Genomic DNA, 17,036 nt, shown 5'->3' on the forward strand with positions numbered 1-17,036 from the left:
ACGGCTCGACGCTTTCCTTCTCGCATTGCTCCGCGCTACAAAGCCCGTCGCGCTTTGGGGACTTACATGGCTACCTATACCGATATCGCCCGGCGGGTTTACAACCACACGTTCAAGCTCGATCCCATCGTGCGCAGCCTGCTCGATACCGATTTCTACAAGCTGCTCATGCTGCAGATGATCTGGGGGCTCTATCCCAAAGTCGAGGCCACGTTCAGCCTGATCAACCGTACGACTTCGGTGCGTCTCGCCGACGAGATCGACATCGACGAATTGCGGGCTCAGCTCGACCATTGCCGCACGCTGCGCTTTTCCAAGAAGGAAATGATCTGGCTGGCCGGTAATACCTTCTACGGCTCCAAGCAGATCTTTCAGCCTGGTTTCCTGCGCTGGCTCGAGAATTTCCAGCTTCCCGACTACAGGATCGAAAAGCGCGACGGGCAATTCGTCCTCGATTTTCCCGGGCTCTGGGTCGAAACGACCATGTGGGAAATCCCAGCCCTCGCCATCATTAATGAGCTGCGCTCGCGCGCTGCGATGAAGCACTACGGCCCGTTCACGCTCGACGTGCTCTACGCCCGCGCCAAGGCCAAGATGTGGGAAAAGGTCGAGCGGCTGCAAAAGCTGCCGGACCTCAAGATTTCCGACTTCGGCACCAGGCGGCGTCATTCCTTTCTCTGGCAACGCTGGTGCGTCGAAGCGCTCAAGGAGGGCATCGGCGCCAACATGACCGGCACGTCCAACGTGAAACTGGCCATGGACAACGACCTCGAGGCGCTGGGCACCAACGCCCACGAATTGCCGATGGTGCTTGCCGCGCTGGCGCGATCCGATCAGGAGCTTATGGAGGCGCCCTATCGGGTGCTCCAGGACTGGAAGAGCTATTATAACGGCAACCTGCTGATCGTGCTGCCCGACGCCTTCGGCACGGACGCCTTCCTGCGGGATGCGCCGGACTGGGTCGCCGACTGGACCGGCTTCCGGCCCGACAGCGCCCCGGCCATCGAGGGCGGTGAGAAGATCATCGATTTCTGGAAGGCTCGCGGCCGTGACCCGAAGGAAAAGCTCCTGATCTTCTCGGACGGGCTCGACGTCGACATGATCGAGGAAGCGTACCTGCATTTCGATGGCAAGGTGCGGATGAGCTTTGGCTGGGGTACCAATCTCACCAACGACTTCGAGGATTGCGCCCCCGCGCCCAATCCCGGGCTCAAGCCCATCTCCATTGTCGCCAAGGTCAGCGAAGCCAATGGGAGGCCGGCGGTAAAGCTTTCGGACAATCCCGCCAAGGCGACAGGTGACCGAGCGGAAATCGAGCGATATATCAGGGTCTTCGGGGACGCCGGCCGCGTGGAGCACGCTGTCCGCGTCTAGGCTGGTCCGGGTGTTCAGGGCCTCGAGGAACCGCCTCGCTACAGGCAAGGCCCCTTGTCGAATCCACTAGGGAATTATCCCAATCATGTGGAGAAACCGTTCCTGCCATCACGCGTTAGTGACATGTGAACCATCGGCGGCCACATTGCTGCCGGGGGCTCTCCGGAGCCATTTATGAGTCTTGAATTGATCGATATCGCCCTGGCCGAACGCCAGCCACACCCCAAACTTGCCGAACGAATGACTGGAAAGGTCCGCGCCGTCCTGACCGAAACCATTGGCGGACAGGAAATTCGTCACGAGATCATGGTCCCGGTGTGGATGGATATACAGACCGGGATGAGCGAGGAAGACATCGAGCTGGGCTTGATGGTGAAGGCCGCCGACATCGTCGGTCGTCTTAAGCAGCATATGGGAACGCCCGCGGACTAACGCTGGCGTTGCCGACGCATTTCTTCGAGAAATTTCCGCTGGATATCGGTCAGGTCGCGTTCGGCGGCCTGAGGCGAGACACGACGGATCGGCGCGGGCTGGTGCCGCCAGGCGGGAGCGGTCGCATAGGCTCTGGCGCGTTCGTTGAGCTTTTCGAACCGCAGGCGTCGCTCGTCCCGGATGAACCAGACAACGGTTGCCGCCACGATGATCCAAATTGCAGCCAATTCCCAAAGCATGACGATCTCCGCACGAATGCGGGGCAGTCATAGCTAACGAGACCTTAACGGGGAAACGGGATCGCCTGTTAGGCTTAACCGCTAAACTTGTGCCGAGTCGCCGCCGACAGGCAGCTTGCCGCCGCGATTGAGCGCCACCAGCGTTGCCCGCACTTGCCCCTCCGCGACCTTGCTGACGGCCTTTCGATCGCTGCTTTCATTGAGGGGCATCGGCGTACCGAAGGCCACCGTCACGTCCTTGACGGGACCGGACAGGATCTCGACGACGTTCTGCTTGACCGACTTGGACTTGATCCAGGCGATCAGCGAGCGCTCGTTGCGGCTGACTGGCAGGCCCTGCAGCCTCGTATAGGCGATGGTAAGGGGCTGGATCACCACCTCCTTGGCGCCTGCGTCGATCATGGCATGCTGGGCAGCGCCGATCAGCGCCGAGCGGAATGGCAGCACGTGGGTGCCGATATCGGACTGTCCTTCGGCGAAAAGCAGGACGGCGTTGTTGCCTGCCATGCGCTGGCCCATCGCCTGGGCCGTGCGGCCGGCATCGGAACGACGGGTGCGGTCGACGTAGATGGTGCGCTGCAGGTCGGCCATCATGCCGACAAAGGGCCATTTGCCCACTTCGCGCTTGGCCACGAAGGTAACGTCGGCGACAGAGCCGATGGCGACGATGTCGGTCCAGGATACGTGGTTGGAGACGAGAAGCGTCGGCCGTCCGGTCGATGGCTGGCCTACGACGGTGACGCGCAGCCCGAGAAAGATGCAGCCGACCCTGTGAAACATCCGGGGCAGCACGCTCCAGCCTGGCAGGCGCAGCAGCAGAACCAGCGCCTGAAGCGGGATGACGACGATCATGAAAGGCACGAAGACGACCAGGAAAAAGACAATCCTGAAGATCATTTGGTCGGCACGTCCTTGTTCGCCTTGTCGCTGAGCGGCACCGCATAAAGCTCGAGCCGGTGATCCACAAGCTTGTAACCCAGGCGCTTGGCGATCACCTCCTGTATCGCCTCGATTTCCTCGTTGCGAAACTCGATGACGGTGCCGGAGCGGATGTCGATCAGGTGGTCGTGATGCTCGTCGGGGATGAGCTCGAAGCGGGCGCGGCCGTCCTTGAAATCATGCTTGGTGACCAGTCCGGCTTCTTCGAAAAGGTTGACCGTTCGATAGACCGTCGAGAGCGAGATACGCGGATCGAGTGCGGAAGCGCGACGGTAGAGCTCTTCGACATCGGGATGATCGGAGGAATCCTCGATGACCCGCGCGATCGTGCGCCGCTGGTCGGTCATGCGCATGCCGCGCGCCACGCAGGCTTCTTCCAGCGTGGGTTCGGAAGCTGTCCTGTTCATGTCAAACGCTCCTTCCCGTGACCGTCTTCGGGCACGGGTTATCCAAGATCACGGGCCATGACAAGCGCGGTGGCAGCAGTGCCATCGGGCCGCGCATAGTAGCCCTTGCGCGCCGAAATCGTCTCGAAACCCAGCTTCTGGTAGAGCCGAATGGCAGGCTGGTTCTGCTCGTCGACTTCGAGGAACATGCGCCGGGCGGGCGACATCATCAGGTCCGCGAAGACGGCATCCATCAAGGCACGCCCCAGGCCCTTGCCGCGCCAGCGCGGCTCCACGGCGATGGTCAGGAGCTCGGCTTCGTCGGCGACGGTGCGGATCAGCGCAAAGCCGGCTATGCGCCGCTTCGCGTCGCCGGCGATATAGGTCGGGGTGTTGCGGTCCTCGAGAAAGCTCGCGAAGTCGGTCGTCGGCCAGCCCCGATAGAAGCTTTGTCCATGAATGCGTGCGAGATCCTTGGCATCACCGGTTTCGGCCGGCTCGATGTGAAGTCCGCCCGGGGCCATCCAGAATTTCATCATGAAACGCGTCTCGGGATGCGCGCGGCATCCTGTGGCTTGGCGTCGGCATCGCGCACATAACTGGCGTGCGGTGGGTAGTCCCGGGGGTCAGCGACAGACGCGAAGCGCGCAACCGCCCCAATATCGACGAAGGGCGACTCGATGAGTGTGGCATCGGTCGGAACGGCCGCCCGTGCGGCAGCCATCGACAGGAGACGCGGACCACCTTGCGTGCGGCCGGGTGCGGTGAAAAGTTCCAGGTATGCTTCGTCGCGGCGGGCATCGATCAGAACGACCGACGGCCCTTGCGGCGCCGCCAGTGAGATGGCCAACAGGCTCGGTATGCCCAGCACCGGAACTTTGCGCGCGACGCCGAGGCCGCGGGCGGCCGATAGTCCGATACGCAGCCCGGTGAACGACCCCGGACCTGTCGTCACCGCGACGCGCTCGATCGCATCATAGCCCAGGCCGTTGCGCGCCAGCAGCGTGGCGAGGCGGTCAAAGAAAATTTCGGCATGGCCCTTGGCGATATCCTCCACCAGGCAATCGACGGTCCCATCGGCGCGCAGGAGCGCCAGTTGCAGCCGGGGCGCGGCGGTGTCGATGGCAAGGGTTATCGGTTGGGTCATGGTGTCCTTCGCCATCCGAGCATAGCTCTCCTAGCCATCTCACTTCAAATCGCTCCGCCGTCGCGATTGGCCGCCGTGGCAGATCCCCGGTCTCCCGATCGTCGGGCAACTTGTTGTCCGGAGCCAGAGGGCAAGCTTCACGCCAACCGCTCCGCGCGTCCCCCAGACACTACAAGGCCGGGCGGCTGAGGGGTGTCCGACGCTTCACGGCACTCCTAGCCCCCGTCCGGCGCCAAGTCTACCGCCAAACCACTGCCTTGACGCCCCGGCGGGGCGCGACCACCTTGCGGCAATGTCTGATGATTCGCTCGCGCATCGCCGATGACCTGGATGGCTGAAACCGCCATGCTGAGCCATGGCTGGCGCCGATTCCTGCTGCTGCTGGTGGCCGGCGCCATTGCAGGCCTTTCGGTGCCCCCATTCTTCCTGTTCCCGGCCCTGTTCCTGGCCATGCCCATCTGGGTCTGGGCGCTCGACGGGGCCGAGCGGCCCAAGGGGTGGCGACGGCTGTTCGGGCCGGCCTTCACCATCGGTTTTGCCTTCGGGCTGGGCTATTTTGTCGTCGCATTCCACTGGCTGGGAGCGGCATTTTTCGTCGATGGCGGTTGGGTAGTTGCGGCCATGCCGCCGGCAATCCTGGCGCTTTCGGCGCTGATCGCGCTGTTCTGGGGTCTGGCCAGCGCGATGGCGCATCTGACCTGGAGCCACGGCTGGGTGCGCATCCTCAACCTTGCCGCCTGGCTGGCCGTTGCCGAGTTCGCGCGCGGGCACCTGTTTACCGGTTTTCCCTTCGACCTCTTGGGCTACAGCCTGACCGGCACCGACGAGATGATGCAGTTGGCCGCGGTCATCGGCGTCTACGGCCTGACCTTTCTCGCGCCGCTCCTTGCCATGACGCCCGCGCTGGTGTGGCCGGCCGACGATCGCCCGCTGACGCAGCGCCTCGCTCCGGTCTTCCTCGCGCTTTTCGTGATCGCGGCGCAGCTGGGTTATGGCTGGAACCGGCTCTCCACCCAGGCCACCGAGCGGCAGGACATCGCCATGCGTCTGGTGCAGCCGCTGGTACTGGAACACGCCGACTTCGGCAATGTCGACCCCGTGGCGCTGATCGACCGCCTGCTGATGCTCTCGGACATGCGCATGAACCCCAATGACCAGGGGCTGGCTGACATAACCCATCTGGTCTGGCCCGAATCGAGCCTGCCATTTTTCCTCGAATCCTATCCCGAGGCATTGGCGCGCACTGCACGCCTGCTGCCGGACCAGACGACGCTGCTGGCCGGCGTGCCGCGACGGCCCTATGAAATGGGCAGCGCCGCGACCAGCGAGCCGCCCTACAATTCAGTCGTGGCCATCGATACCGATGGCGAGATCGTGGCCAGCTATGACAAGGCGCATCTTGTTCCCTTCGGCGAATACCTGCCGTTTGCCGGGTTCTTTTCGCAATTGGGCATCAAGCAGTTCGTGCCAGGGTCTGACGGCTGGTCGGAAGGCGACGCGCGGCGGCGCCTGATGAGCCTGCCGGCAGCCCCTGCCCCGCTCGTTCTCATCTGCTATGAAATCCTGTTTTCGGGAGATCTTGGCGACACCGCCGGGGCGCAATTCCTCCTCAATGTCACCAACGACGCTTGGTTCGACGGCTCCATCGGCCCCGCCCAGCATGCCCACCATGCACGGTTGCGGGCCGTCGAGGAAGGCATGAGCCTGATCCGTGCCGCCAATACCGGGCTGACCTTTGCCACCGACCCCCTGGGGCGGATCACGGCACAGCTGGCTCCGGGCGAAATGGCGGCACTCGATGTGCGGCCGCATCAGAGGCTCGAAGCCACGGTGTTCCAGAGCGTGCGGCACTGGCCCTTCCTGATCGCGGTGCTGGCAGGCGTGCTATCGGGGTTCGTCGCTTCGCGGCGGGTCCGCAGACGGGCCATCCACTAGGCGGGAAAAACGCGAAATGGCACGTCTCAAGGACATCGTCATCGACGCCGATCACCCGGCTGGCCTGGCTCGCTTCTGGGAGCGCGGGCGAAAGCTACGTGGTCATGAACGATCCCGAAGGCAATAATTTCTGCGTCTGCAAAGGGTAAGGCGCGATCTGCGCCCATTTTTGAAAGCCGCTTGGGAGCCCAGGCGGTTGACATCAACACAATACCAGCCCCAAGATGACAACGTTGTCAGACGGCCCTTAGCTGGCCGGAACACCCGCTGAAAAAACATCCTCACAAGACCTCGGCGGGTTCATTTTGGAGGAAAATCTATGTTCGTTCGCTTTGCGGCGGCGACGCTTTTGGCGTCCGCCAGCCTCGTTTCCCTTTCCATTGCCCAGGAAACCGGTTCACTCGAAGTCGGCGCGGCGCGCGTCGATGTGTCACCGACGCCAGAACAACTGCCCGCGCTGATGACGGGCATTCACGACCCGCTTTATGCCCGCGCCATCGTTGTGCGCAGCGGTGGAGAAACAGCCGCGCTAATCGGCGTGGATGCCGGCAGCGTTTCCAACGAACTCTGGCAGGCCGTGACGGATGCCCTCGAAACGGAGCACGGAATTTCGCCCGACAATGTGCTGATTTCGGCCTCGCACACCCATTCGGCTCCGCGCGGCGATCGCGAAGGCTATGCCGAAAGGATCGTGCAGTCGGTGTCCGACGCTCTAGCCGACATGCAGCCGGCACAGATGGGTTTTGGCACGGGCGTGTCGCATCTGAACGTCAACCGCAATCTCATCGACCCGCAGACCAACCGGTGGTGGGAAGGACCAAACTATGACGGTGTCTCGGACAAGACCGTCGCAGTGGTGTCGTTCCAGACGCTCGAGGGCGAGCCCATCGGCGTCTATTACAACTACGCCATGCATGCCGTCCTTACCGGCCAGCTCGACATGGTCAGCGCAGACTATCCCGGTGCTGCGTCGACCTATCTCGAGGAGACGATGGGCGACGGCACCGTCGCGGTGTTCTCAAGTGGCGCCGCCGGGGATCAGAACCCGGTATTCTTTAATCAGACCTATGAGTTGCGCGAGATCCGCATAGACGAATATGCCAGCCGCGGCATCGACATCGCCAATGCCATGCCGCCGGGTGGGGAAGGCCTCGTTCGCGAGGACCCCAAGGTCAAGCTGCTGATGGACCAGCAGGTGCAGATGAGCGAATCCTTCGGCCAGCTGCTGGCGGAGGAAGTGCTCCACGTCACCCGCAACATCAAGTGGTGGGACGAGGCGCCGACGATCTCGGGCGCGCATATGGATGCCACCTGTCCTGGCCGTTCGCGGACGGATCAGGGTCGCGCGGGCTTTCAGGGAACTTATGAGGATGCCGACGATGTCTCCATGCGCCTCGGCCTGCTGCGTCTGGGCGACGTCTATCTCGGCGCGGTCGATGGCGAGGTCTACAATGCCATCGGCCAGCGCTTCAAAAACGAATCGCCGTTCAAGAACACGGTCATGTCCACGCTCACCAATGGCCGGGCCAATACCGGCTACATCTATAGCGACGCGGCCTCGGGTTATCTCACCTTCGAGGTGATCTCCTCTTCGCTGAAGCCCGGATGCGCCGAATCCGCGATCGTCAACGGACTGCTCGATCTGGTGAGCCAGGCGCGCAACTGAGCTGGCTCTCCGGCAAGGCAGTGCCCCCTCACTGCCGGCTGCTCCACCGGACGCCCTTTCGACGGAAGAGGCACTTCCTCCCGCCTTGCCGCCGTGCGGCCGGACCGCCCCCAAACGCGGTCCGGCCGGCTTGCTGGCGGGGAGGGATTGCATTACCCCTCAATCAAAGGGGACATAATGGCGACCATCATAGACGTGGCAAAACGGGCCTCCGTGTCGCTCAAGACCGTCAGCCGGGTGATCAACGGCGAGGGCCATGTCAGCGACGCCACCCGTTCGGCCGTGATGGCGGCTATCGAGGCCCTCGGTTATGTTCCCTCCAATGCGGCCCGCTCCATGCGCTCGCAGCGCAGCCGCCTCATCGGCATTATCACCGGCGCCATCAGCCACGCGCAGCCGACGGGCTCGGTCGGCCTTCCAGACATTTTCGTGGTCAAGGGGGCCCAGGCCGAGCTGGAGCGCCAGGGCATCATTCCCCTGATTGCCGATACCGGTTCGGATCCGACCAGAACAGCCAGGATCTTTCGCACCCTGCTCGAGCATCGCGTCGATGGAATCATCTATGTGGCCGAGTACCACCAGAAGGTGACGTTGCCGGTGCTGATCGCCGATACGCCGCTGGTCCTCGCCAATTGCTTCGATGACGCGGGACACCATGCCATCGTACCGGACGACGAGGCGGGTGAGCGCGCGCTGGTCGAGGGCCTGATTGTGCGCGGGCACCGGCGTATCGCCATGCTGACCCTGCCGGCAAGCGTTGTCGCCCAGCCCCTGCGGTTGAGTGGCTATCGTGCGGCGCTGGCAGGGGCGGGTATTGCGTTCGATCCAGCCCTTGTGGCCGTGGCAACAGGTACGGACCGCGAGCGTGAATTTTCTCAACTGCCGAGTGCCCTGGCTCAGGTGCTGGCGCTGCCGGAACCGCCGACCGCGCTTTGCTGCGCCAATGACAAGATGGCCATGCGCGTCTATGCCCTCCTCGCCGAGCGGGGGATCTCCATTCCCGGTGGTATCTCGGTGGTCGGCTTTGACGATTACAGGGTCATCTGCGAGCAGTTGCAGCCTTCGCTCAGCAGCGCATCGCTGGCTTACGAGATGATCGGCGCAAAGGCCGCCGAGGTGATCCTCAAGATGCCGAGAAACAATCCGCCCCAGGGCGTGGTGGACCGCCTGATCGGGCCGGTGGTGTGGCGCGAGTCCGTTCGAGCGCTGAACTAGGTCAAAGCCCGCGCACAGCCCCAAAAGCAAAACCCCGACTGCATTGCTGCAATCGGGGTTTTGAGAAATTGGTGCCCAGAAAAGGACTCGAACCTTCACGCCTTGCGGCACACGGACCTGAACCGTGCGCGTCTACCAATTCCGCCATCTGGGCGACGGGCGAGTAACTAGGGCCCGGCCGGTGTGTTGTCAACGCCCTTTCATGCACAAAGTCAGAAGTTTGCACCGTCCCAGTGCTTGATGGTGTTGCGGTCGACAGGCGGTGGCTGGTCGAAGCAATTGACGTTGACCATCACCATCTCGTTGCCCTTGCCGTCGCTGCCGCGCGCGAAGGATTCAATGCCGCAGGTCTTGCAGAACAGATGGTCGATGTTCTCGGTGTTGAAATGATAGAGCGTCAGGTTGTCCTCGCCCGAATGCAGTTTGAACTGGCTCGCGGGCACGGACTGCATGATCCAACCCAGACGACGACAGCGCGAGCAGTTGCAGTCGGCGAGGCCCGACAAATCCGTGGTCGCCGTGAAGCGCACGGCTCCGCAATGGCACTGGCCCGTATAGTCACGCATTTGGCTCATCGGTAAATCTCCTCAGTCATTGAGAACAAAATGCGAACATTTGGAGACAAGAGTCAAGCCTGGGCCGATCATTTCTGCGCTAGGCGAGGCTCGACAGGCGCCGCCAGCCTGCGCTAGAAGCGGTCACCATCGTCTTGCCTGGTCTCGGAGCCCCACCATGGATCGCAATGCCACCAAACTCGTCACTGTCTTCGGCGGTTCGGGATTTGTCGGCAACCACCTGGTGCAATTGCTGGCCCGCAAAGGCTACCGCATCCGGGTCGCCGTCCGCCGCCCTGATCTGGCTGGCGAGGTGCGCATGTTCGGCGGCGTCGGACAGATCGTGCCGGTGCAGGCGAACCTTCGAAACATGGAGTCGGTGCAGCGCGCTGTCGCCGGCTCGGACATCGTGATCAATCTGGTCGGCATTGGCCACCAGAGTGGCAAGCAGACCTTCAATGCCGTGCATGTGGATGGCGCAGCCGCGGTAGCCCGTGCTGCCAAGGCGGCCGGCGCCAGCGCGCTGGTTCACATGTCGGCACTCGGCGTCGACAAGGCCGCCGATGTCAGCGACTACGCTGCCTCCAAGTTCGCCGGCGAAAATGCCGTGCTCGAGGCTTTCCCCAGTGCGGTCATCGTGCGCCCGTCGCTGATGTTCGGCCAGGGCGACGGGTTCTTTAATCTCATGGGCACGCTGGCCCGCATCTTCCCGATCATGCCGCTGATCGGCGGCAAGACACTTTTTCAGCCGGTGTTTGTTGGCGACGTAGCAGAAGCGATCGTTCTGGCCGCAGAAGGCGCGGTCAAGACCGGTCGCATCTATGAACTGGGCGGACCCGACGTCGAGACCCACAAGGTGCTGATGGAGCGTATCCTGCGCGAGGCAGGCCGCAAGCGTCCGCTCCTGCCGGTTCCGGCAGGCCTCATGAAGCTTGGCGCAGGTCTGCTCGGCATCCTGCCCTTCAAGCCGCTGATCACGGGCGACCAGGTGGAATTGCTGGGCGTGGACAATGTCGTTTCCGAGGATGCACGGAAGGACAAGCGCACGCTTGCCGCTTTCGGCATTACCCCGACCAGCATGAACGACATCCTCCCCACCTATATGTGGCGCTTCCGTCGGCATGGCGAATTCGACCGCGACGGCGATGCGCCGGCCTACCCAGTCTGATCGCCGGTTTGGTTTCATCGAAAACCCCGGGCCTCGTGGCCCGGGGTTTCTTCTTGCCTGATCGACAGGCCAACGAATCTGAAGATATATCTTGAAACGGACCTGAGCCCTTCCGATCTCCTTGTCACGGGCTTCAAGATATATCTGGAGATACACAATGAGCTATTGGAAGAACGGTGAGCCGGACTGGCGACAGTTTGAGCGCATGGCGCGTCGCGGCTGGGGCCGCATGCAGCGCATGGCCGACAGCGAATTCGGGAATTGGGGCGGCAACATGCGCGTCGGACGCATGCTGGCTTCGGGCGATCTGCGCCTCGTGGCGCTTTACTTCATCGAACAACAGCCGCGCCACGGCTATGATCTGATCAAGGCGGTCGAAGAGCGCTCGAACAGCGTCTATTCGCCCAGCCCCGGCATCGTTTATCCGGCCCTGACCTATCTCGAGGAAGCGGGCTTCGTGACGTCGGCGCCGGATGGCAACAAGAAGCTCTACACCATCACCGACGAGGGCCGTCGGCATCTCGAGGAAAACCGCGAGGCCGTCGCGTCCACCCTGGATTTCCTGGGCAGGACGGGCGAGCAGATGAGCCGCTTCCGCGAATTCGTGAAGGCAGACTGGCCGTTCGGCGGCGAACCGCAGGCCGAAGACGGAAACGTACCGCCCCATTGGGGTGAGCGGGGTCCCGGCCGTGGCCCACGGCACGAGCATGAGCACGACCGGCCGATGCACGACGCCGTGCCGGAGCTCGAAGCCTCGCGCAAGGTGCTCAAGGACGCGATCAAGAAGGCCCGCCGCGGCACTGAAGACCAGCAGCGACGAGCTGCCGAAATCCTTCGCCGCGCCGCCGCCGAGGTGAATGGCCTGGGCGATGACGAGGTGGATATCTAGATCTTCGCCTCAAGACTCACCGGCCGCCCTCAGGTCGAGCCCGGGGGCGGCTCCGTAGCTGAGAGATGTTCGTAAGCGCCCTATAGGCCCGGCTTGGTCCGCAGAAAATCCAGCACCATCTGCACGGCATGGGCTTCGCGTTCCTGCACCATGGCGACGCTCGACAGATCGCGCTCGAAGATCACCGACAGTGTGGCGGTGTTGGAAACGTAAAAAAAGCCCAGCGCCGCCACCGAAATATAGAGCTGGACCGGATCGACATCGCGCCGGAAAACACCCGAGGCCGCGCCGCGCTCGATGATGGCGGCGATCTGCCCGACCAGCGGGGAATGCAGCGCCTTGATATCGGGCAACGTCTTCAGGAACCGGGCATTCTCGATATTTTCCGTGCCGAGCAGGCGCGGAAACCAGGGATTGGCCAGGAAGTGCCGGAAGGTGAAGCGCACCAGCCGGTCCATGGCCTGCACGGGATCGTACTGGTCAAGACTCAGCGCCCGCTCGCCGCTGCGGATTTCCTGATAGGCATCGAGAAGCACCGCCCGGTAGAGATCCTCCTTGTTGCCGAAATAGTGGTAGAGCAGGCGCTTGTTGGCGCCGGCCCGCTCGGCAATCGCATCGACGCGCGCGCCTTCGAATCCCCGATCGGCAAACTCGATCCGCGCTGCGGCGAGGATCGACGCCTTGGTCTTGGCCGAATTGCGCGGGCGCTTGGCCGCCTCAGCTTTGCGCCGGGGCGTTTCCGCGACCACGGTTGAAGAGGGATCGGACACGGGACGACACCGCCGGGATGGACAACAGGATGGTGAGAACGATGATGATGCAGATAACAGCGCTGATGGGCCGGGTAAAGAACGGCGTCGGATCGCCATTGGTCAGCGCCAGCCCGCGCCGCAGGTTGAGATCGAGCAGGTCGCCAAGCACGATGCCGAGCACCAGCGGCGCCATGGGATACTTCATCTCGCGCAGGATGAAGCCGACGACGCCGAAGATCAGCATGACATAGACGTCGAACATGCGCTGGGTGATGGCGAAACTTCCCACGACGCACAGCACGTAGATGACGGCCATCAGCCGCTCGCGCGGCACCGAGAGCACCTTGATGAACACCCGGGTCAGCGACAGCCCGAAAATCAGGTTGGCGAGCGTTGCCAGGAGCAGCATGCCCACGACCTGATAAAGGAAGGGCGCATTCTCGATCATCAGCATCGGGCCGGGCCGAATGCCGTGGATCATCATGGCCGCGATCAGCACTGCCGCGGCTGCCGAGCCCGGCAATGCCAGGGTCAGGGTCGGGATCATGGAGGCAGAAACCACCGCATTGTCGCCGGTCTCGGCGGCAATCAGGCCTTCCTGGCTGCCATTGCCGAACATTTCGGGGTTTTTCGAGCGCTTCTTGGCGGCTGCATAGGAACTCCAGGCGCCCACGTCCTCGCCAACGCCGGGAATGATCCCCACAAAAGTGCCGATGATGCCTGAGCGGATGATGGTCTTCCAGTATTGGAAGATCTCCCTGAGGCGCGGCACGACCCGGTCGTTGACCGGCGCGATGTGGGCGACGGCCGTGCGCTTCATGGTGGAGAGGATTTCAGCCAGGCCGAACGCCCCGACCATGGCCGGGATGAGGTCGACGCCGCCGCCCAGCGCCGGGATGCCGAAGGTAAAGCGCTGATAGGCATGCAGCGTCTCCATGCCGATCATGGCGACCATAAGGCCCAGTATGCCTGCGATATAGCCCTTGAGCGGGGTGTCCGAACCGGTCATCTGGCCCGATATCACCACACCGAACAAAGCCAGCCAGAAGAATTCATACGACCCGAATTTGAGGGCCGCCTCGGCCAGAAGCGGCGCGATGATGGCCAGAAAGAAGATGCCGACCAGCGTGCCCAGGGTCGACGATGTCGTCGCGAGGCCCATGGCAAGGCCCGCCTTGCCCTGCAGCGCCAGCGGGTGGCCGTCGAGCGTCGCCGCGGCATTGGCGGGGGTGCCGGGAATGTTGAGCAGGATGGCCGTTCGGCTGCCGCCATAGATGGCGCCGAGATAGACGCACATCAGCGTCAGGATGGCCTGGTCGGGCGCCATCTTGTAGGTCAGCGTCACGAGGAGCGCGACACCCATCGTGGCCGTGAGGCCGGGTAAAATGCCGATGGCAAGGCCCAGCAGCGTGGCCCAGATGACGTTGAAGAGGCCGTGCGGCGTCAGGAAATGGGCGACGCCCTGGCCCAGCAATATGAGACCGTCGAACATGGATGAGCGCTCCTAGGGCAGGCGCACGAGAAAGATTTCGCCGAAAACGTAGTGAATGCCGATGCCGGCGCCGAGCGCCACGAGGCCGGCCCATACAAGCGTGCGCACCAGCGATTGCGGCCTGTCGGCAAGGACGGTCTCGAACAGCGTGATGAAGCTGAAGATGAAGATCGCCGAGGCCAGCCAGAAGGGCATGCGTCCCACGAGGCCGAGCGTGAAGATCAGCGCCAGGCCCATCACGACGGCTATGCGCACGCCCTGCCAGGAAACCAGCAAGCGCACGAGGGAAGCGCCGCCGCCCCGCATGTCGAGCCGCGCCGAGCGAATGGCCAGCAGCGATCCGCAGATGGTCAGGGCCACACCCAGGATGATCGGGACCAGCCCCGGAATGGTGGAGGGATGGATGCGCCGCACTTCAAGCCGGTCCATGGTCCAGGAAAAATAGGTCACGACCAGCCCCAGGCCGATCAGCACGATGGCCGTGATGAGGTCGGCACGGATGCGGGCGGGATCGGTGGCGTCGTCGGGAGTAGAGGCGGGCGCTTCGGTGCTCATATCAGTCTCGCAGGGGATTAGGGAGCCGATCGCTCCATCGCCACCCTCCCCTCGAGGGGAGGGACCGTGGGCGGGGGTCCATCGCGTAGTGCAGACCGACCCCCTCCCCAGCTCGGCTAAGGCCCGATGGGCCTCGCGACGCCACCCTCCCCTCGTGGGGAAGGGTGAGCAGGTACCGGCAACCCGGTACCTTTGAACGTTTACTGCGCGGCCGTTTCGGTCCGGGTGGCGCAGTCGATGCCGATGGTCGAGGGATCGTTGACCGCTTCGCCGCGATCAACGGCGTCGCAGGCTTCGAGGATCACCACAGGCATAGCCAGCGCGCGCGCTTCGGCGCCATAGGACGGAGCAAAGACCGCGCCGAAGGTTTCGGCATAGGTCTTGATCGCCTCGGAATTGGCCACCTTGTCGGCCCAGATCTTGTCCATGGTGGCGACAACTTCGTCGGGCACGCCGGTGGGGATAAAGATGCCGAAATAATCGGGCGCCAGTTCCATTTCGGGCAGCCAATTGGTGATCGGCGGGATCGGCTCCACGCCCTCGAGGGTCAGCGGCTGATCCGACAGCACGGCGAGGGCTTTGAGACGGCCACCGCGGATCAGTTCCGTCTGTTCCACCGCCAGCTGGGTGGTCACCATCGCTTCTCCGGCTGCGGTGGCGATGGCGGCCGGACCACCCCCGTCATAGGTGATCATGTTGTAGTCGAAGCCATCAGCAGCGCCCGAAAGTGCCGCGATCGCGGTGCCGCCCGAGGACGTCACGCCGGCAGTTGCCACCGTCACCTGGGCACCGCGGGTTTTGAGCGCTTCGAGCAATTCGCCGAAATCGTCGAATTCACTGTTGGCCGGGACGGAAACGACCGGGACATTGGCCACCGAAAGGTAGATGTGCCAGTCGTCGATATCGGTATCCGGCAGCAGGCCGGACACATGGTAGGTCGCGTTGTTGGCAATGGCGTTCGCCGTCCAGGTGTAGCCATCGCGCGCGGCGTTCAGCACTTCCTGGGTCCCGATGGCGCCCGATGCGCCCGGCTGGTTGACGACCACAACTTCCACGCCCAGCGCTTCGGCCAGGATCGGGGCGGTGACGCGGGTGACCTGGTCGGTCGAGCCGCCGGCACCCCACGGCACGATCAGGTTGATCGGCCGGTCCGGCTTCCATTCCTGTGCGAAGGCACTTGCCGTTCCCAGCGCCAAAAGGGCACAGCCCGACGCCAGAACGATCTGCAGAGTCTGCTTCATCGTGTTTTCCTCCCTCATGTCGCGGTCCCGATTTTTCGGTGACCACGGGTGGAGCTTGCGGTGGTTCAAATCGCGAGTCAACTCACATGTAACCATCTGGTGATCTCAATCGATTGCGATGACCCCCGATAAAGGCCGTTGCGACAAGAGCTTCGCCAAGACATGATGAGCGTTACGACGACATGGGAACCGGATCGTGCAGATGTTGGACTTCGAGCCGGTAAGCGTGGCGATCATGGTGGCAGCGCTGGGCGCCGGTGCCGTGGTCAAGGGTGCGACCGGCATGGGCCTGCCGCTCGTCGCCCTGCCTGTTCTGGCGACATTCTTCGGCCTGCAGCACGCCATCTGCATCATGGCCGTCACGCAGGTACTGACCAACAGCGTCCAGATCTGGCAATTCCGCGACGAGGCGCGCAACCCGCAGATGCGCTTCCTGCCCTGGTTCCTGGCCGCGGGCGGCGTGGGTGTCATTCTGGGCACATGGCTTCTGAGCAACCTGCCCGAACGCGTCCTCGTCGTCTCGCTCGGCGCCCTGCTTCTGGGCTATTTCGTCCTCAAGCTGACGAGGCCTCACATCACCATCGGCCCGCGAGCCGCCCGTATGTTCGGCCCGCTGGCGGGTTTCGGCAGCGGTACGCTGCAGGGCGCGACCGGGATCTCCGCACCCATCGGGGTTACTTTCATCCACGCCATGGGCATGGAACGCCGGGCCCATGTCTATGCCGTTTCGGCCATGTTCCTCGTTCTGGGCCTGGTGCAGCTGCCCGCCCTTTTCATTGCCGGCATCATGCAGCCGCATTGGGTGCTCCAGGCTATTCTCGCCATGATCCCGATCCTCGTCTTCATGCCTGTGGGACAGGCGCTGGCGGGTCGACTGAGCCGGCAGGCCTTCGACCGGATGATCCTCATCTTCCTCGGTCTCATCGGCCTCAAGATGGTACTCGGCCTCTAGTCCTTTGGTCTATCCGGGCAACCGCCTGCCATCGGCTGCTTGACGGCACACTGCTCACTCATATAGGTAAGTAACTAATCAGTTACACTGGCATGCTGCG

At 63.2% G+C, this 17,036-nt stretch carries 18 protein-coding genes and 1 tRNA gene; 8 read left to right on the forward strand and 11 right to left on the reverse strand.

Annotation, left to right across the window (positions count from 1 at the left end; genetic code table 11):
- Positions 1-66 precede the first annotated feature (66 nt).
- On the forward strand, positions 67-1,374 hold the full coding sequence (gene pncB, locus CCK88_RS15545) for a nicotinate phosphoribosyltransferase (protein WP_086471487.1): 1,308 nt from the start codon (positions 67-69) through the stop codon (positions 1,372-1,374).
- A gap of 186 nt (positions 1,375-1,560) precedes the next feature.
- Positions 1,561-1,806, forward strand: a complete 246-nt coding sequence (locus CCK88_RS15550; RefSeq protein WP_140049014.1) for a hypothetical protein — start codon at positions 1,561-1,563, stop codon at positions 1,804-1,806.
- Here the strand turns inward: CCK88_RS15550 and CCK88_RS15555 are convergent.
- The 5 genes from CCK88_RS15555 to tsaB form a co-directional block, all read right to left on the reverse strand.
- Positions 1,803-2,045, reverse strand: coding sequence for a hypothetical protein (locus CCK88_RS15555; RefSeq protein ID WP_086471489.1), 243 nt, complete (start codon positions 2,043-2,045; stop codon positions 1,803-1,805). The two genes, CCK88_RS15550 and CCK88_RS15555, sit on opposite strands and share 4 nt — an antisense overlap.
- An 81-nt stretch (positions 2,046-2,126) precedes the next feature.
- Entirely contained in the window at positions 2,127-2,942 is an 816-nt protein-coding gene (locus CCK88_RS15560) for a lysophospholipid acyltransferase family protein (protein WP_086471490.1), read from the reverse strand.
- Positions 2,939-3,391 (reverse strand): Fur family transcriptional regulator, encoded by a 453-nt coding sequence (locus tag CCK88_RS15565; protein ID WP_086471491.1) that lies wholly within the window; start codon positions 3,389-3,391, stop codon positions 2,939-2,941. The genes CCK88_RS15560 and CCK88_RS15565 overlap by 4 nt, the downstream gene beginning before the upstream one ends.
- A 38-nt stretch (positions 3,392-3,429) precedes the next feature.
- On the reverse strand, positions 3,430-3,909 hold the full coding sequence (gene rimI / locus CCK88_RS15570) for a ribosomal protein S18-alanine N-acetyltransferase (protein WP_086471492.1): 480 nt from the start codon (positions 3,907-3,909) through the stop codon (positions 3,430-3,432).
- The gene (gene tsaB / locus CCK88_RS15575; protein WP_086471493.1) at positions 3,906-4,532 is read right to left on the reverse strand and encodes a tRNA (adenosine(37)-N6)-threonylcarbamoyltransferase complex dimerization subunit type 1 TsaB; all 627 of its coding nucleotides are present in this window, start codon (positions 4,530-4,532) and stop codon (positions 3,906-3,908) included. Before tsaB ends, rimI begins: the two co-directional genes overlap by 4 nt.
- 315 nt (positions 4,533-4,847) lie before the next feature.
- Between tsaB and lnt the strand changes: the two genes are divergently transcribed.
- The 3 genes from lnt (at position 4,848) to CCK88_RS15590 (ending at position 9,333) form a co-directional block, all read left to right on the forward strand.
- On the forward strand, positions 4,848-6,452 hold the full coding sequence (gene lnt / locus CCK88_RS15580) for an apolipoprotein N-acyltransferase (RefSeq protein WP_244557558.1): 1,605 nt from the start codon (positions 4,848-4,850) through the stop codon (positions 6,450-6,452).
- 319 nt (positions 6,453-6,771) lie between these two features.
- A complete protein-coding gene (locus CCK88_RS15585; RefSeq protein WP_086471495.1) occupies positions 6,772-8,118 on the forward strand; it encodes a neutral/alkaline non-lysosomal ceramidase N-terminal domain-containing protein in 1,347 nt (448 codons plus the stop codon).
- A 177-nt stretch (positions 8,119-8,295) separates the two neighbouring features.
- Entirely contained in the window at positions 8,296-9,333 is a 1,038-nt protein-coding gene (locus CCK88_RS15590; protein ID WP_086471496.1) for a LacI family DNA-binding transcriptional regulator, read from the forward strand.
- 69 nt (positions 9,334-9,402) lie between these two features.
- Here the strand turns inward: CCK88_RS15590 and CCK88_RS15595 are convergent.
- Both CCK88_RS15595 and CCK88_RS15600 read right to left on the reverse strand, forming a co-directional pair.
- Positions 9,403-9,487: transfer RNA gene (locus tag CCK88_RS15595), tRNA-Leu, on the reverse strand.
- Positions 9,488-9,545: 58 nt separating this feature from the next.
- Positions 9,546-9,908 (reverse strand): GFA family protein, encoded by a 363-nt coding sequence (locus CCK88_RS15600; RefSeq protein WP_244557559.1) that lies wholly within the window; start codon positions 9,906-9,908, stop codon positions 9,546-9,548.
- A 157-nt stretch (positions 9,909-10,065) separates the two neighbouring features.
- Here CCK88_RS15600 and CCK88_RS15605 point away from each other — a divergent pair, with 157 nt between their 5' ends.
- Both CCK88_RS15605 and CCK88_RS15610 read left to right on the forward strand, forming a co-directional pair.
- Positions 10,066-11,055: a complex I NDUFA9 subunit family protein gene (locus CCK88_RS15605; protein ID WP_086471497.1), complete on the forward strand. Its 990-nt coding sequence runs from the start codon at positions 10,066-10,068 to the stop codon at positions 11,053-11,055.
- Positions 11,056-11,212: 157 nt separating this feature from the next.
- Entirely contained in the window at positions 11,213-11,944 is a 732-nt protein-coding gene (locus CCK88_RS15610; protein ID WP_086471498.1) for a PadR family transcriptional regulator, read from the forward strand.
- 80 nt (positions 11,945-12,024) lie between these two features.
- Here CCK88_RS15610 and CCK88_RS15615 read toward each other — a convergent pair whose 3' ends face one another.
- The 4 genes from CCK88_RS15615 to CCK88_RS15630 all read right to left on the reverse strand — a co-directional run bounded on the left by CCK88_RS15615 (position 12,025) and on the right by CCK88_RS15630 (position 15,984).
- Complete coding sequence (locus CCK88_RS15615) at positions 12,025-12,714, reverse strand: TetR/AcrR family transcriptional regulator (RefSeq protein WP_244557560.1); 690 nt, start codon at positions 12,712-12,714, stop codon at positions 12,025-12,027.
- Positions 12,662-14,188: a tripartite tricarboxylate transporter permease gene (locus CCK88_RS15620; RefSeq protein ID WP_086471500.1), complete on the reverse strand. Its 1,527-nt coding sequence runs from the start codon at positions 14,186-14,188 to the stop codon at positions 12,662-12,664. Before CCK88_RS15620 ends, CCK88_RS15615 begins: the two co-directional genes overlap by 53 nt.
- A gap of 12 nt (positions 14,189-14,200) precedes the next feature.
- Positions 14,201-14,743 (reverse strand): tripartite tricarboxylate transporter TctB family protein, encoded by a 543-nt coding sequence (locus CCK88_RS15625; RefSeq protein ID WP_086471501.1) that lies wholly within the window; start codon positions 14,741-14,743, stop codon positions 14,201-14,203.
- A 200-nt stretch (positions 14,744-14,943) separates the two neighbouring features.
- Complete coding sequence (locus CCK88_RS15630) at positions 14,944-15,984, reverse strand: Bug family tripartite tricarboxylate transporter substrate binding protein (protein WP_086471502.1); 1,041 nt, start codon at positions 15,982-15,984, stop codon at positions 14,944-14,946.
- A 202-nt stretch (positions 15,985-16,186) separates the two neighbouring features.
- On the opposite strand from CCK88_RS15630, the gene CCK88_RS15635 reads away from it, so the two are divergent.
- Positions 16,187-16,936, forward strand: a complete 750-nt coding sequence (locus CCK88_RS15635; protein WP_086471503.1) for a sulfite exporter TauE/SafE family protein — start codon at positions 16,187-16,189, stop codon at positions 16,934-16,936.
- The last annotated feature ends 100 nt before the right edge of the window (positions 16,937-17,036 follow it).

The organism is Devosia lucknowensis, assembly GCF_900177655.1.
Taxonomy (GTDB): Bacteria; Pseudomonadota; Alphaproteobacteria; order Rhizobiales; family Devosiaceae; genus Devosia; species Devosia lucknowensis.